This is a genomic window from Paenibacillus sp. CH40 (genome assembly GCF_024213605.1).
Classification (GTDB): domain Bacteria; phylum Bacillota; class Bacilli; order Paenibacillales; family Paenibacillaceae; genus Paenibacillus; species Paenibacillus polymyxa_B.
Genome location: NZ_JANAVQ010000001.1, coordinates 376,285 through 389,059, shown reverse-complemented (window position 1 = coordinate 389,059; position 12,775 = coordinate 376,285). Strand labels below are relative to the sequence as shown.

15 protein-coding genes are annotated in these 12,775 nt (G+C 44.1%); 3 read left to right on the top strand and 12 right to left on the bottom strand.

What is annotated here, in order from left to right; all coding sequences use genetic code 11:
* Positions 1–63: 63 nt before the first annotated feature.
* The gene (locus tag NLX73_RS01715; protein WP_254325216.1) at positions 64–1,536 is read right to left on the bottom strand and encodes an Ig-like domain-containing protein; all 1,473 of its coding nucleotides are present in this window, start codon (positions 1,534–1,536) and stop codon (positions 64–66) included.
* Positions 1,537–1,841: 305 nt separating this feature from the next.
* On the opposite strand from NLX73_RS01715, the gene NLX73_RS01710 reads away from it, so the two are divergent.
* The gene (locus tag NLX73_RS01710; RefSeq protein WP_165178503.1) at positions 1,842–2,330 is read left to right on the top strand and encodes a hypothetical protein; all 489 of its coding nucleotides are present in this window, start codon (positions 1,842–1,844) and stop codon (positions 2,328–2,330) included.
* A gap of 37 nt (positions 2,331–2,367) precedes the next feature.
* On the opposite strand, the gene NLX73_RS01705 is transcribed toward NLX73_RS01710, so the two are convergent.
* Genes NLX73_RS01705 through NLX73_RS01695 form a run of 3 tightly spaced genes read right to left on the bottom strand, consistent with a single transcriptional unit; the run spans position 2,368 to position 4,107 of the window.
* Positions 2,368–3,198: a siderophore biosynthesis protein gene (locus NLX73_RS01705; protein ID WP_254325215.1), complete on the bottom strand. Its 831-nt coding sequence runs from the start codon at positions 3,196–3,198 to the stop codon at positions 2,368–2,370.
* A gap of 10 nt (positions 3,199–3,208) precedes the next feature.
* Entirely contained in the window at positions 3,209–3,661 is a 453-nt protein-coding gene (locus tag NLX73_RS01700; RefSeq protein WP_254325214.1) for an AAA family ATPase, read from the bottom strand.
* A gap of 2 nt (positions 3,662–3,663) precedes the next feature.
* Positions 3,664–4,107 (bottom strand): tRNA(His) guanylyltransferase Thg1 family protein, encoded by a 444-nt coding sequence (locus NLX73_RS01695; RefSeq protein ID WP_254325213.1) that lies wholly within the window; start codon positions 4,105–4,107, stop codon positions 3,664–3,666.
* Positions 4,108–4,342: 235 nt separating this feature from the next.
* Between NLX73_RS01695 and NLX73_RS01690 the strand changes: the two genes are divergently transcribed.
* A complete protein-coding gene (locus NLX73_RS01690; RefSeq protein WP_416381845.1) occupies positions 4,343–4,777 on the top strand; it encodes a DUF4395 domain-containing protein in 435 nt (144 codons plus the stop codon).
* Between the two features lie 110 nt (positions 4,778–4,887).
* On the opposite strand, the gene NLX73_RS01685 is transcribed toward NLX73_RS01690, so the two are convergent.
* Both NLX73_RS01685 and NLX73_RS01680 read right to left on the bottom strand, forming a co-directional pair.
* The gene (locus NLX73_RS01685) at positions 4,888–5,235 is read right to left on the bottom strand and encodes a Na-translocating system protein MpsC family protein (RefSeq protein WP_134903409.1); all 348 of its coding nucleotides are present in this window, start codon (positions 5,233–5,235) and stop codon (positions 4,888–4,890) included.
* 119 nt (positions 5,236–5,354) lie between these two features.
* Positions 5,355–5,783, bottom strand: a complete 429-nt coding sequence (locus NLX73_RS01680) for a MarR family winged helix-turn-helix transcriptional regulator (protein WP_250260857.1) — start codon at positions 5,781–5,783, stop codon at positions 5,355–5,357.
* 156 nt (positions 5,784–5,939) lie between these two features.
* Between NLX73_RS01680 and NLX73_RS01675 the strand changes: the two genes are divergently transcribed.
* Complete coding sequence (locus tag NLX73_RS01675) at positions 5,940–7,250, top strand: amidohydrolase family protein (RefSeq protein WP_254325212.1); 1,311 nt, start codon at positions 5,940–5,942, stop codon at positions 7,248–7,250.
* Positions 7,251–7,496: 246 nt separating this feature from the next.
* Here the strand turns inward: NLX73_RS01675 and NLX73_RS01670 are convergent, their stop codons facing one another.
* The 6 genes from NLX73_RS01670 to NLX73_RS01650 all read right to left on the bottom strand — a co-directional run bounded on the left by NLX73_RS01670 (position 7,497) and on the right by NLX73_RS01650 (position 12,743).
* Positions 7,497–8,711: a right-handed parallel beta-helix repeat-containing protein gene (locus NLX73_RS01670; protein ID WP_483311696.1), complete on the bottom strand. Its 1,215-nt coding sequence runs from the start codon at positions 8,709–8,711 to the stop codon at positions 7,497–7,499.
* The gene (locus NLX73_RS25190; RefSeq protein WP_483311695.1) at positions 8,674–9,003 is read right to left on the bottom strand and encodes a right-handed parallel beta-helix repeat-containing protein; all 330 of its coding nucleotides are present in this window, start codon (positions 9,001–9,003) and stop codon (positions 8,674–8,676) included. The genes NLX73_RS01670 and NLX73_RS25190 overlap by 38 nt, the downstream gene beginning before the upstream one ends.
* Positions 9,004–9,251: 248 nt before the next feature.
* Entirely contained in the window at positions 9,252–9,917 is a 666-nt protein-coding gene (gene modB / locus NLX73_RS01665) for a molybdate ABC transporter permease subunit (protein ID WP_165178512.1), read from the bottom strand.
* 27 nt (positions 9,918–9,944) lie between these two features.
* The gene (gene modA, locus NLX73_RS01660; protein ID WP_165178513.1) at positions 9,945–10,766 is read right to left on the bottom strand and encodes a molybdate ABC transporter substrate-binding protein; all 822 of its coding nucleotides are present in this window, start codon (positions 10,764–10,766) and stop codon (positions 9,945–9,947) included.
* Positions 10,767–10,868: 102 nt separating this feature from the next.
* On the bottom strand, positions 10,869–11,948 hold the full coding sequence (locus NLX73_RS01655; RefSeq protein ID WP_185156298.1) for a thiazole biosynthesis adenylyltransferase ThiF: 1,080 nt from the start codon (positions 11,946–11,948) through the stop codon (positions 10,869–10,871).
* Between the two features lie 63 nt (positions 11,949–12,011).
* Positions 12,012–12,743, bottom strand: a complete 732-nt coding sequence (locus NLX73_RS01650; protein WP_165178514.1) for a molybdenum cofactor biosynthesis protein — start codon at positions 12,741–12,743, stop codon at positions 12,012–12,014.
* Between the last annotated feature and the right edge of the window lie 32 nt (positions 12,744–12,775).

The following is a 12,775-nucleotide window of genomic DNA, read 5'->3' as shown; positions in this document are numbered from 1 at the left end:
AAACTACTTTTATTTCATTCAAGCAACAATTCACCTTAAGTAATTGCTTTATAACCCCATCTATCACCCTCCATAAATACTGTAAGCAAAGTGATATACAACATCTGTGGCTATATTCGAAGTACCTCTCACCTGAGCAGCTACCCCTGAAAGATCAAAATAGTGTGTGAAACTGATAGCTCCAGACAGATATTCTGCAATACTTCCAGTTGAAGGTGGCAGGGAAAGAGTAACACTAAAAACTCCATTCTGATCCGTATATGCAGTACCTGTGCGAGTGCGATTTCCGCTGCTTTCGCTCCAGTTTTGATTCAACCATGTTACGTCAACAGGAGCATTTGCAACTGGATAATTGTCAGTTGTAGTAACCACACCCTTCACAGTAAAACTACTACTTCCATTAACTCGATAATGGCGCCCATAAGAATAGGTTGGGTAGTCATTAGGCCCATTTTTAGAAGAATCATAACCGGTAATTACAACTTTCCCAGCCCGAAGCACCGGTTTAAGTGTGAGTGCATATGAATGGTCAGCTGAAAACTGATTTGTTGTGTACACTCGCACATAGTAGGTTCCTGTATTTAAGCTAACATTATGATTCGTTTGCGGCAAAAGCACCATTTGGTTTCCGGTAAGAGCTCCGTAGACTTCCGCTTTGTAGCCATAGCCGTCCGAAACATTGTCAAGCTTTACGTTCAAAGCGTCATAATTGCGGCTGGCAGGGATCGTAACTTGGTACCAGTCGTTATCAATGCCTGAATGAATGGAGCGTGAATTAAGCGACGAACCACCCGTACTAAAGGTAAAGTTATAGGCATGGAAAGCACTCTCATCTGGTTCATATGCATCGTAGCTGGAACTTGTATCGACCGTTAGATAGAAAGGATCATTGATGCTGGAACCCTTTTTGGCATGGACAGCAATCGCATATGCCTTTTCATATCCGGCAGTGTTACGGGTTCCTACGTTTTCAGGAAGTGAGGCAGCACCCTGTTCATAATTGTTAAAATAAGTACCATAGGTAGATGCGTCAATGGCATTAGGATTAATGTCACCTGTCGTCATATCAAACTCATATAAGTATAAGTCATAGTCAAGCTGGGCTGAAAATGGACCATCCAACTGGGACTGCAACAATTCACCAGGCTGCAAATAAATCGGATATAAAAATTGTGTGCCTCCCTCTTGCGTAATCGTACCGGAATACGTAGCAGAAGAAGCTGTGGCTAAAGCAGCCATTGGGCTTGCTTTCAGCGAAGAAATGGATTCCCTTTTCAATGAGGTTGTCTCTGGTGTATTGAAGTTGAGATTTTCTTGCATGACATAAACCGAAGACGTAACGCTGTCTGTCTTGTCTGCCCGTGTTAAACGCTTAATTACGTCTTCATTGACAGTTGTTAGCTGAATCTCAGATTCCGCTTTAATCGCTTGATCCGATGCAGCCTCCGTGTTTTCACTCGCATTCGCAGTCATTTCGAAAGCAAACAGGAGCATCATGCTTAACATTACTGCAATAGCCTTTTTGAACTTCTTCATACTGAAATCCCCTCTCAAATGGTTTAAGGAATTCCCGCTATCCCCGGATAAACCAGGGCGATTTCTAGGCTGTATGGCTCTATCATAATACACTATTGGTTCAAATGGAATATACTTCTTAAAATATTCTTATTTGTAATACGAATGAATAGGTTTAGGTTAATCAACTTAATTTTGACACTATTTTACCATAAAAATCCTACCATTCTCTTATTTATACGATATAATTAAATAATATGGATAGTTCTTTCCGACTATTGAAAGAATCGAATTACCCATAACATACATAAAAAAGGGGAATACAGATGAAAAAACTTAGCGTGTTTATGTTAGTATTATGTTGCTTCTCTATTTTGGCAGCTTGCTCTACCGATCCGATAAAAAAAGATTTAATTACGTATGTCAATGATGGAATGCTTCCTTTGGCACAAGATGAAAAAGCAGTTACTGAAAAGTATGAAGCTGTGACTGGAGATAACTTTACAGATGATGTAACACTATATAATGCTTTAAAAGATGATATCATCCCGGGATACACTAAATTTGTTGATAAGTTAGAAGCTGTAAAGACGGAAACTCCTGAGGTAAGAGCCGTCCACGAAACCTACATCAAGGCCGCTAGTACTCAAAAGGAAGCCTTCATTAAGATGCTCGATGCATTGGATAAACAGGATCTGAACTTAATCAATGAAAGTAACACTAAGCTCAGCGAAGGTAGAAAGCTATTCAGAGATTTTGGTGAACAGGTCAACACACTTGCCAAAGAGCATGATGTGGAGATGAATAAGAAATAAATATTAAAACTCCCTTGATGGGAGTTTTTTTATATACTTATGAATATTCGAAGCAAATTACCGCTTTTCTTAATTCTTGGTCGTAAAATAAATATACGGTATCCGCCCCACATGCTTGAAAATAATATCCGGTAATGGAACCGATATAGGTAAATGTCTCACCATTGGGACGCTTAGGCACATGAAGCAGATTGGTTTGCTCGAACTGGAGCATCTCTTCCAGAGATTCGTCATATTCCTTGATAAAACTTTGAGCCTTGTCAGACTGAAATGCGATATCCTCTAAAATACCGTTAACTTCAGGGAAACTCAGCCCCCAACCGCTGGATTGCTTTTCCTCAAAATCACGGATGAGCTCTTCCACAGACTTTTTGGCCTCTCCAAAGGAGGAATATGGATAAATTTTATTGTTTTCTAGGAAAAATGCTTTGCGAGCTTGGTAGTCTTGTTCATTAGCCATGTACACCTGTTCCAGTCCGTCCAACGCCATGACTTCTCTCTTCATACGTAGGTACGCTTTATCCCCGGTAGATTTCAGCGCTTCATAGGTAGCTTCCAATTGCTCTTTCTGATGGAGACTAAAATAATTCCAGTCTGCTTCGAATTTGTATTTGCCGTCAATTACATCGAAACCCAGCATATCTTCCTTGGTATATGAGGTATGAAATTGCTGAGTATTTTCACCCACACAGCCTTCGTAGATTTCTTTTACGGAAACAAAATGCAGCCACTCGTCCTGCTCCGGGAATAAAAACTGAAGATTAATCGAGCAAATCGGCAGAAAGTGCTTGCGATGATGTTCAAGATCGCTGGCAAATACATCTTCGTATGCTGGAAAACGTTTGATGAATCTCTCAGGTATGTTCATGGTAGTCCCCCTATATTGTATGGTTTTCCAGTAGCCTTTTGATCTGAAACGTTCCTTCAATGGAAATCACGCTATAGAGTTCATCAAATCCTTCTTCGTAGCTTGGGACCTCTAGTTTACTCATAACACTTTTAATACCGATTTCAGGAATATACTCTTTGCCTGTACGCTGCTCATTACGCTTAATAGATTCTGCAAAATCGGGTTCAAAATAGTAGCCAATAATTTTAAATCCCTTATTTTTACAAGCATCTATATATTTCTTCCGTTCTATAACGGTAGCATTTGTATTGTCTACAACAAAGCGCTGCATGGTTTCGATGGAGGCTTGTAGATAAATATTTTCCCTATTCCGTGTTTTAAGCATATCAAGGTTTATTCGCATATGTGTTTTGAAGAAATGTTCTTTATAAAATGTCGACTTGCCCGAAGCCTGAATTCCTATAAAAATGACACACTCCAAATCTACACATCCTTGTCCAAGTATACATATTGGTTAATATAATCTCTATTCTGTGAAAAAATCGGTGTCTCATGATCAACATCCCACTTGCTTCTGACGGCTTCGCCTTTGTTGTACTGTTGTTTGGTAATGCAAATTCCCATCTTTTGAAGATTATTTTCAAACCAGGATTGCGTCGTTAATTTATCATAATTCGTAAGAAGCAGTGAGATTTCATCGCTCTGATGATACACCAATTTACACCCCATAATGTTATAGGCCAAATATTTACACGTCTCCCATAATGCAAAAATTAGTTTCTCATCAAAAGGTTTCGTCATCCCACGTGTAAAGGTATGAAAATGCGCACCATCAATTCTGATAATTACGGGTAAACGGCGTGGTAGGCTTAATCTATAGGCATTTTCATATTCCTTCATCCTATTTCCAAAATCATTTTTTTTCATAAACTATGTAGGTCCCTTTCCTGATCCGTGATTTGCGCATAGAGTACAACAATGTCTATCTTCCCCAATAGGCGTATATAAGAATTGTAACAAATTGGATTATGCATTGCTAGGAATTAAGCAAGACAAAAAACCTTAGCAGATGGGCTTGCAGAGTCTTTGGTTTTTTGGTATCTATTCCCCAAATGTTAGGCTATAATATTTCCATCTTTGAATTTATTCCGATATGAAAAGGATGATATATTTGAGCCAAAATCCATCCATTCCGCGCCCGTTAGTCAGGGCTAATCAATGGGTAATTGTTTTATCTGTAGTTTTTACTTGGATTACAGGGGGATATGGGGTGCTAGTTATTCCTCTTATCGCGGGGTTGCTCGGCGTCCTTTTTAACTTCAATCCAGTAATGCGGATAGCCAAGCTTTTCTTGAAGAAAAGCCCCTCCTCATATGTGCAGGAGAACCGAGAACAGCAAAGGTTTAATCAGCTTCTTGCCGTCTTTTTTCTGCTGGTCGCTTGGGTAGGATTTATGCTCCAGTGGAGTATTGTCGCTTATGTATTTTCGGCCATGGTCCTAGTGGCGGCTTTGGTGGCTATCCTTGGTTTTTGCATAGGATGTTTTGTTCTGTACCAATGGTCCCAATATCAATATCGAAGAAGAAAAAACGTGTAAACAGAAAAAACTCTCTATTCATTCCATTCCAATTAGGACATCGTTAATTAAATCGAGGGTGTAGCCGAACTCTCCAACAATATGGATGCTATATCGGTTCCGCCTTCTTTTTATTTTGCGGTAATGTTATCTTCAAATACAAAAACGGAGATGGCTATATCTTCCTCCACTTTAATATCTGAAAAGAGGTGCAGCAGCCGGGAACCCATGTAATCCTCTAGTTCTTTATTGAAGTGTGTAGGATATATTTTTTGAACCATTTTGGTTCGAGCTGCATGCACCATCTCTTTCCCAGATTCTTCTTGTGCCAGAAACTTTTCAGATGGGGTTAAATTTCCATACAGCATCGTGATGGCCATATTATCTACAAAGGTTGTATGTATGCGCTCCGGGCCTTTCCCAAACAGCTCTTTACGTACTTTTCGAATAATTTCGTTAAAACCCGTTTCCCTTCTCATATCGCACCGCTCTCCTAAAATCTACTAAAATTCCTATTACTATATCCATCATAACCGATTCCTCTCCTATAAAACAGAGACTAGCGAAAGTGATTTTTGGAACATGATTTTATCTAAAATTATAAACGTTCATTAATTTTGTTTAACATTTCCTCTAAGATTTGCTTCTCCTCTTCGGTCAGGGCTTGAACAATTTCGTCCTCCACCTTTTGAAAAGAGTCGCTAAAAGCTTCAATCAATTCAATGGCTTTTGGTAAAACATAAATATTTTTTTGCCGCTCATTATTGGCCGGGATTTTGCGCTCGATGAATCCTTTTTGCTCAAGACCTTGAAGTATGCTTGTAATGCTGGCTCCGCGCAGATGAAACCGATCGGCCAGATCCTTCTGAATTAAATTATTTTCTTGATTCTCGTAGATATATCTAATCATTTTTCCTTGTTGAGCATTTAATCCCAACTCTTTTATGCTCTCGTCCGCTCTTTTCTTTAACTTAAGACCAATAATCTGAAACAAATCCAGATAAACCGTATCCTTTTGGGTTTTCATAATCGTACCTCCTCAAATTATTAGAAGTCTAATTGTCAATAAATAAACTATATAAATCTCTAAACTGTTTGTCAAATGAAAATCAGTTTATTGACAGTTATAAAACTAATAGTTAGAATTCTAAGTGTTTGAAACTGAACACTAAGGAGGAACGACATGAAGAATGTAACTCAAAGCTCTACGGTAGAAAAAGTTACAGCGATTACGAATGTACGTATTTTCGATGGAGAAAAAGTTATTGAGCCCAGAAATGTTGTCATCCAGGGGGAAACCATTATTTCGGTAGGCGGAGACCTTCCCACGCATGCAACGATCATCGATGGGGAAAATGCGACATTATTGCCTGGCCTGATTGATGCGCATGTCCACACTTCAATCGGTGGGTTACGAGATGCTTTAAAATTCGGCGTCACGACAGAACTCGAAATGAACGGCAGTTTTACAGAAAGAGGGCGCAAGATCCAGTTAAAAAACGTGAATGACGTCGCCGAAGTCCGTTCCGCCGGCACAGCGATCACTGCTCCAGGTGGTCATCCGGATGAATTATTGCAGGATGAGGATGAAATTCCTGAGTTCGTATTAAAGGAATTGGAGAAGTTACCCAAGGAAGACCGGGAAGCTATGCTAGCCGCCTACGCTCACGATCACGAAAAAGTGCCCCAAGTGACGACAGTAGAAGAAGCGATCAAACATGTGCATACCCAGGTGGAGAGTGGCGCCGACTTTATTAAAATCATGATTGAAGAAGGGACGGTCTTGGGTGCCCCTGGACTGCCTATTTTAAGCGACGAGATTTTAAAAGCAGCCGTGGCAGAAGCCCATAAGCTCGATAAAATAGTCATAGCTCACGTCTTGACGGCTCACTCTTCGCAAACCGCCATCGATATGGGAGTCGACGGATTGGGTCACTTATTTCTCGACAGGCCCGAATACACATCTGAGTTGGTGAAATCCATAGCGGATTCAGGCGCATTTGTTATACCGTGCTTGGTATTGAACTCATCCATTCTGGGGAATCCGGCATCAGAATTGGCGAATGATTCACGTGTTTATTCCAAATTAAGTCCGGAATGGATCGATATTTTGAACTCAAGCTTCCATACTTTCCCGCAAGGCAATTTGGAGAATAGCTTTAAAAATGTGATGGATCTTCACCGTGCCGGTGTGGATATTCTGGTCGGGACGGATGTCGCCCCCGTTCCTGTTCCCAATCTTGGCGGCCTTGCTCATGGAGCCAGCGTTCATCATGAAATGCAATTGCTGGTTGAGGCCGGATTTACTCCCATAGAAGCGCTTCAGTCGGCTACCGCGAAACCGGCCCGTTGCTTTGGGCTTAACGATCGCGGCTGTATTGCCGAAGGTTCGCTCGCTGACCTTATACTAGTAAACGGTGATCCGACAACCAACATCTCGGATACTTTGTCGATCAAATCCGTATGGTTAAAAGGTGTGCAACAACTACGTTAATCGGAACCTATCGAACAGGAACAACTTTCTAATCTCATTTGTATGACTTCCATTTTTACTTTCCGAGGACAGCTTAATCTTGTTGCCAACGCAAAAACACCTTCAAGGTTATCTCCATATCTTACGACATGGGGTTTCACTTTGAAGGTGTTTTAAAATTTTAAAAACGTACAAGCAATGGCACCGCATAGTTTCGCCATGCACTGTTTGTCATAAAATATAGGAATTACTCGTAGGCACCGATGTTCACAGCGGCTCCCTGTCGATATCCAGTGTTCCAATGATGGCACGGTCCGTGTTCCCGGCATCGATCGCAGGTGACGAAGACTGCAAATGGAAGTCGTTGTTCGCGGCATTCACGAATTTAGGATCGGCAAATAGAGAATGCGTATCGTTGCCGGTTCCTGATTTATATGCGGAGAATCCCGTATACTCTTTATTTTTCCAAGTCCAATTGGCCTCTGAGCTACCGCCTGGAGCAAAATATAAATTATAATCCACAACATTGCCGGAATTTTTGGTGTATCCATTGGAGATCAGCATATCCGTGGAGCTGGCCACGAAAATATTGTTTTTGATCACGTTGTTTCGCGTATCATATTGAACCAAAAGCTGACCGCTTCCGTCGTCAAACGTATCGTTCTTGTATAGTGTATTGTTCACGATCTTGCAGTTTACCGTGGAGCCACGCTCCTCATTGTAACCGCCCATGGCAATGCCGGTCAGTCGGTTGTTATATATCACGTTGCTGCGGACCGTAATATTACTGGTTGCTTTACCGGCGTGCTCAGAGGCAATTTCGACGCCGATATCGTTGTTGTAGCTGTAGTTCTGCTCAATAATGCTGTCCTTGCCTCCATCTACATAAATGCCGCCGGCCGAGTTGTCATCGCTCTTGTAAGATGGGTTATTTTGAACTGAATTATTATATACCCGATTGCCCTTCACCAACCCGTTCCGCGCCTGATCGTAAGCGGTATTCGGCGCAGTTCCCTCAAAGCCGATCAAATCAATCCCGATATTGTCATTATCGTGAATGAGGTTGTTGGTCACCACAAAGCCATCCACGTTGCCGTTCAAAACGAGCGATTCGCTGGAGCCCAGCACGAGATTGTACAGCTCATTGCCGCTGATCGTAAGGTCGTGAATCGAAGCCGGAGCTTTCGTGCCGTAAACAGCGATACCGTGAGCATCCCGACCCAGCCGATCTTTGCCGATCGGGGTGACCGTGTTTTTGATGTCATGGATTTTGTTGTTGGACAGATTAATGAAGCCGCCCGAACCGTGGACATAAATACCTACAGGCACCACGTTCTTGGAAGCAGCGGTAAAATTGCGGATTTCAAACCCCTGAACAGTAACGTAATTGACATCGGCCAGTTCGATCAGCCCTTCGTTCCCGCTAACCGAAAGTCCGCTGCCATCAATAATGGCGGTCTCTGTCCCATAGTTGGTGAACACAATGGGACCCTGGGACCTGGGAAGCGGAGCCAGAGCGGGTAATCTTTAATTTCTGCTTGTACACTCCGCCTCGGACGTAAACCGTGCTGCCCGCAGGAGCCACGTCGGCCGCGTGCTGCAACGTCTTCCACGGCGCATCGTTCGTTCCGGCATTAGAGTCGCTGCCGCTCGTGGCCACATAATATTCTGTACCGGCCGCGGAAGCGGCGGGAGGTTGCACATTTCCGGCCACCAGACCAAGTCCGAAAGCCATGGATAAACCTACCAGAAACATTTGCCCGAATTTCTTCATGTTCCTCATCCCCCTTTGTTTTTCTTGTAAATTGTACCATGATTCTACTAAATCTGTTCTATGGCATCGGCCATTAGTGCAACCTAATGCGCGATACCAAGGACCGGGAGGTCACCGTAATCGCTGTCGAAAGGAACAAGAAACCCTGCGTTTTAGTAATCGCAGGGTTTCTTGGTGATCTAAGCTGCTCTATAACGTTGCCGCAGCTGCCCTATCGTCAGACTGCGCATGTTCTTACTCCAGACGGACTAATCCTTTACCAGTCGATTAGAAAGCATCAACATGATAAAAGAGAATAAAATGATGACGGCTACCCAGCTCCAGGAGAGTGTCATATTTCCGACCTCGGACGCAGTGTAAATTGCTGTAGGCAGAGTTTGGGTCTGTTCAGGAATATTACCTGCCAGCATCAGCGTAGCGCCAAATTCCCCTAACCCTCGGGCAAATCCGAGAATGTATCCTGATATGAGCGGTCGATAGGCAAGGGGCATCGTAATGTGGCGAAACACTTGCCATTCGTTGGCACCTTGCGCACGTGCAGCCTGCTCTACCTCCGGGTCTACAGCTTCAAATCCTGCTTTAATCGTACGGTAAGCCAGTGGAAAAGCAACAACTACGGCCGCCACCACTGCAGCTCCCCACGTAAATACAATCGTCTGCTCGAACAGGCTTTCGAAGGCTGTGCCGATCCAGCTTTTCCTTCCCAGCAAGATGAGCAAAATAAAGCCGACAACAGTGGGAGGCAAAACGAGCGGAAGAAGTAGGACGGTCTCGATCACGCTGGTCCCCCTCCGCGGCGTGCAGTTCGCCATCATTCGCGCTACCACAGTAGCTAATAAAAAGACGATGATGCTGGCGACGACAGCGACTTTAACAGATACGATAACCGGAGGAAGAAAAGCTGACCAATCCAACGGGACCCCCTCCTTTATCTGTGAATTCTATTTTCCCGTCATTTCTGTGGGGGCTGAAAATCCATCTTTACTGAACACACTCATTGCTTCATCTGTCCGTAGAAAATCAAGAAACTCGCCTGCTTCCTGGCTATGTTTGGTTGCTTTTACAATGCCTTCAGGATACAGGATGGGTGCATGCAATTCCTCGGGCACTTCCAGTGCTATGACCGTTTTATCGGATGATTTGGCATCCGTTAAATAGACGAGTCCTGCATCGGCGTTGCCTGTTTCAACATAATTTAATACCTGTCTTACGTCCTTGGCGAATACCATCTTAGATTCCAGCTTGTCCCATAGTCCAGCCTTCGTTAACGATTCTTTGGAATACTGTCCAGCGGGAACGGTAGTAGGCTCCCCAACAGCCACTTTCAGGAAAGAAGGACCCATCAAGTCATTGAGCGTAATGCTTTTGTTATCTGTGCTTTTCGCCTTATCTTGCGGAATAACCACAACCAGTTTATTTTGAAGCAGCACGTTATCCTTTTCCACCAATGAAGCATCGGTTAATGCCTTCATTTGCTTCATGCCTGCCGAAATAAATACGTCAGCGGGTGCGCCTTGCTCAATCTGTTTTTGTAATGTACCAGATGAAGCGTAGTTAAAGGTAAGTTTGATATCTGGGTGCTGTTTCTCATACTTGCCTTTGAGCGTATTCAGACTATCTTGAAGACTTGCAGCGGCAGATACAACTAGTTCTGTCTTGGGTGCGGACTGTGCCGATTGTACAGCAGTCGGAGACGAGCAGCCCGCCAGAACCCATGCCAACAATCCAACGAACGTGAATATGTACCCAAATTTCTTTTTCAACTTGTTTTTCCCCTATCCTATAAATTCCAAAATGAGATGACGAAATGTGATAGCGAAAATAAGGAAACATTGTACATCTCATAACCGGTCGAATCTATTGGGTCAACCCAAATATTTGTGATAAATCGATCTCGCCTCGGCGATGTCCTTCGTGCCATGAATTAAGACGCGTCCATCCTGAAAAAGAACAATTCGATGCGTTCCGATAACAACGGATACCAGGTATGGATTATGCTCCACCTTGCCCCCCTGACGGGATAACAAACGTGCCGCTTCATTCAGATCACGTACAGTACCCGGGGCAGGGCGGATTTGAACCGTATCTCGTCCGCACAAGACAGCCGTTTTAGCCTGATGCTCCGATTGTAAAAAAGGATACACTGGGTGCTCACCACACGTTGGGCAATCGGCTTTCTTCATGGCGCTGATTTGAATCGCCTGATGCTGATTGTTCCACAAGTCGAAAGAAATCAGCTTATTTTGCAAAGCCGAATCGTCCCCGGTGAGCAGCTTCAATGCTTCGGCGCTTTGATAAGCGGCCACCATCTGTACAGCCGGGCTAATCACACCGACCGTATCACAGGTTGCACCGCCAAGCGGTACGGTCCCGAGTAGGCAATGCAAGCACGGTGTCTGTCCTGGCACGATGGTAAAGGTTGTCCCGTAGCTGCCTACACACGCTCCATAAATCCAGGGAATTCGGTGCTTGACCGCATAATCGTTCATAAGCAGACGTGTATCGAAATTATCGGTGGCATCTACGATAAGATCCACCCCTGCTGCGATATCGTCGATTTCCTCCAGCGAGACGTCCCGGACTAGAGCACGAATGTCCACGTCCGAATTGATTTGCTGCAATCGCTTCTGCGCGGCCACTGCCTTGGGGATCTGACCACGGGCATCCGCTTCGTCATAGAGCTGTTGGCGCTGCAAATTGCTCCAATCTACATAATCACGGTCTACCAACGTCAGCCGTCCGATGCCCGCTCGCACCAGCATGTCAGCATTGGCAGTGCCCAGTGCGCCAGCCCCCACCATCAGCACATGCTTACTACGGATATTTTGCTGGCCTGTCGGTCCAATTTTCGAGAATAATTCCTGTCTAGAATAACGGGCATGAGACGTATGCGCATTTGCTTGTGCATCAACTTCTATTTTCTGATTTTTGTCCATTTCTGACATCGTTGATTTACGCCTCCATACTTATCCATTGATAGCTACAAGTTGATCAGACAAGCTAAAAGTTCAAATGTCCTCGCCCTTATGCGAAAGCTTTGGAGTATTTTGAGGGTTCCAGCCACCCAGCTGATGCCCCTTCCATTCTGAGCCGTCCTCCCACACTTCCTTTTTCCAAATCGGTACGATTTGCTTTAACCGTTCAATGGCATGGCGGCTGGCTTCGTAGCAAGTATCGCGGTGTGCAGCAGAGACAGCAATCACCACACTCGTCTCTCCAATTCTTACCGTACCAAGCCGATGTGTAATCGCAGTACGTGTAGAAGGCCAACGCTCTGCAATTTCGTCACCAATCTGCTTCATCGTGTTCATGGCCATCGGGACATACGCCTCATATTCAAGCAGCACCGTTCGCTGACCTTGCGTAAATTCCCGAGTCGTACCATTGAAGGTCAGCGAGGCGCCATGAGAAGGGTCGAGCACCTTTGAGGTTACTTCATCGGCATCAATCGGGTCGTACGTAATGGCAAATAAGCCACATTTTGAAACGACCGTCTCCATCCCGGGTGCTGACTGATGAAGAGCAATTGCATCTGACGGAAGCACAAGTTCATCTGGAGAAGCCAACTTTTTATGATGGGTAAAAAAAGAACCTGGCAGTTGTAAAGTCACTTCCGGGTACAGCTCATTCAGCCTTTTTCGAATGTCTGCAATGGTCACCGCTTCCTGTGAAAGTTCTACCGTGATCACATCACCAAGTTGCTCCGCCATACCTGCGAATAGCTGAATACGGTATTGCATATGATCTGCCCCCTTGCACCTATTCTATCAAA

What these genes read in the sequence shown, in the direction of transcription:
- NLX73_RS01675 (WP_254325212.1), top strand. Translation starts at nt 5,940, where the DNA reads ATGAAGAATGTAACTCAAAGCTCTACGGTAGAAAAAGTTACAGCGATT.
- NLX73_RS25190 (WP_483311695.1), bottom strand. Translation starts at nt 9,003, where the DNA reads ATGAAGAAATTCGGGCAAATGTTTCTGGTAGGTTTATCCATGGCTTTC.
- NLX73_RS01705 (WP_254325215.1), bottom strand. Translation starts at nt 3,198, where the DNA reads ATGAACATACCTGAGAGATTCATCAAACGTTTTCCAGCATACGAAGAT.
- NLX73_RS01655 (WP_185156298.1), bottom strand. Translation starts at nt 11,948, where the DNA reads ATGTCAGAAATGGACAAAAATCAGAAAATAGAAGTTGATGCACAAGCA.
- NLX73_RS01695 (WP_254325213.1), bottom strand. Translation starts at nt 4,107, where the DNA reads ATGAAAAAAAATGATTTTGGAAATAGGATGAAGGAATATGAAAATGCC.
- NLX73_RS01710 (WP_165178503.1), top strand. Translation starts at nt 1,842, where the DNA reads ATGAAAAAACTTAGCGTGTTTATGTTAGTATTATGTTGCTTCTCTATT.
- NLX73_RS01685 (WP_134903409.1), bottom strand. Translation starts at nt 5,235, where the DNA reads ATGAGAAGGGAAACGGGTTTTAACGAAATTATTCGAAAAGTACGTAAA.
- NLX73_RS01650 (WP_165178514.1), bottom strand. Translation starts at nt 12,743, where the DNA reads ATGCAATACCGTATTCAGCTATTCGCAGGTATGGCGGAGCAACTTGGT.
- NLX73_RS01690 (WP_416381845.1), top strand. Translation starts at nt 4,343, where the DNA reads ATGATATATTTGAGCCAAAATCCATCCATTCCGCGCCCGTTAGTCAGG.
- NLX73_RS01715 (WP_254325216.1), bottom strand. Translation starts at nt 1,536, where the DNA reads ATGAAGAAGTTCAAAAAGGCTATTGCAGTAATGTTAAGCATGATGCTC.
- NLX73_RS01680 (WP_250260857.1), bottom strand. Translation starts at nt 5,783, where the DNA reads ATGAAAACCCAAAAGGATACGGTTTATCTGGATTTGTTTCAGATTATT.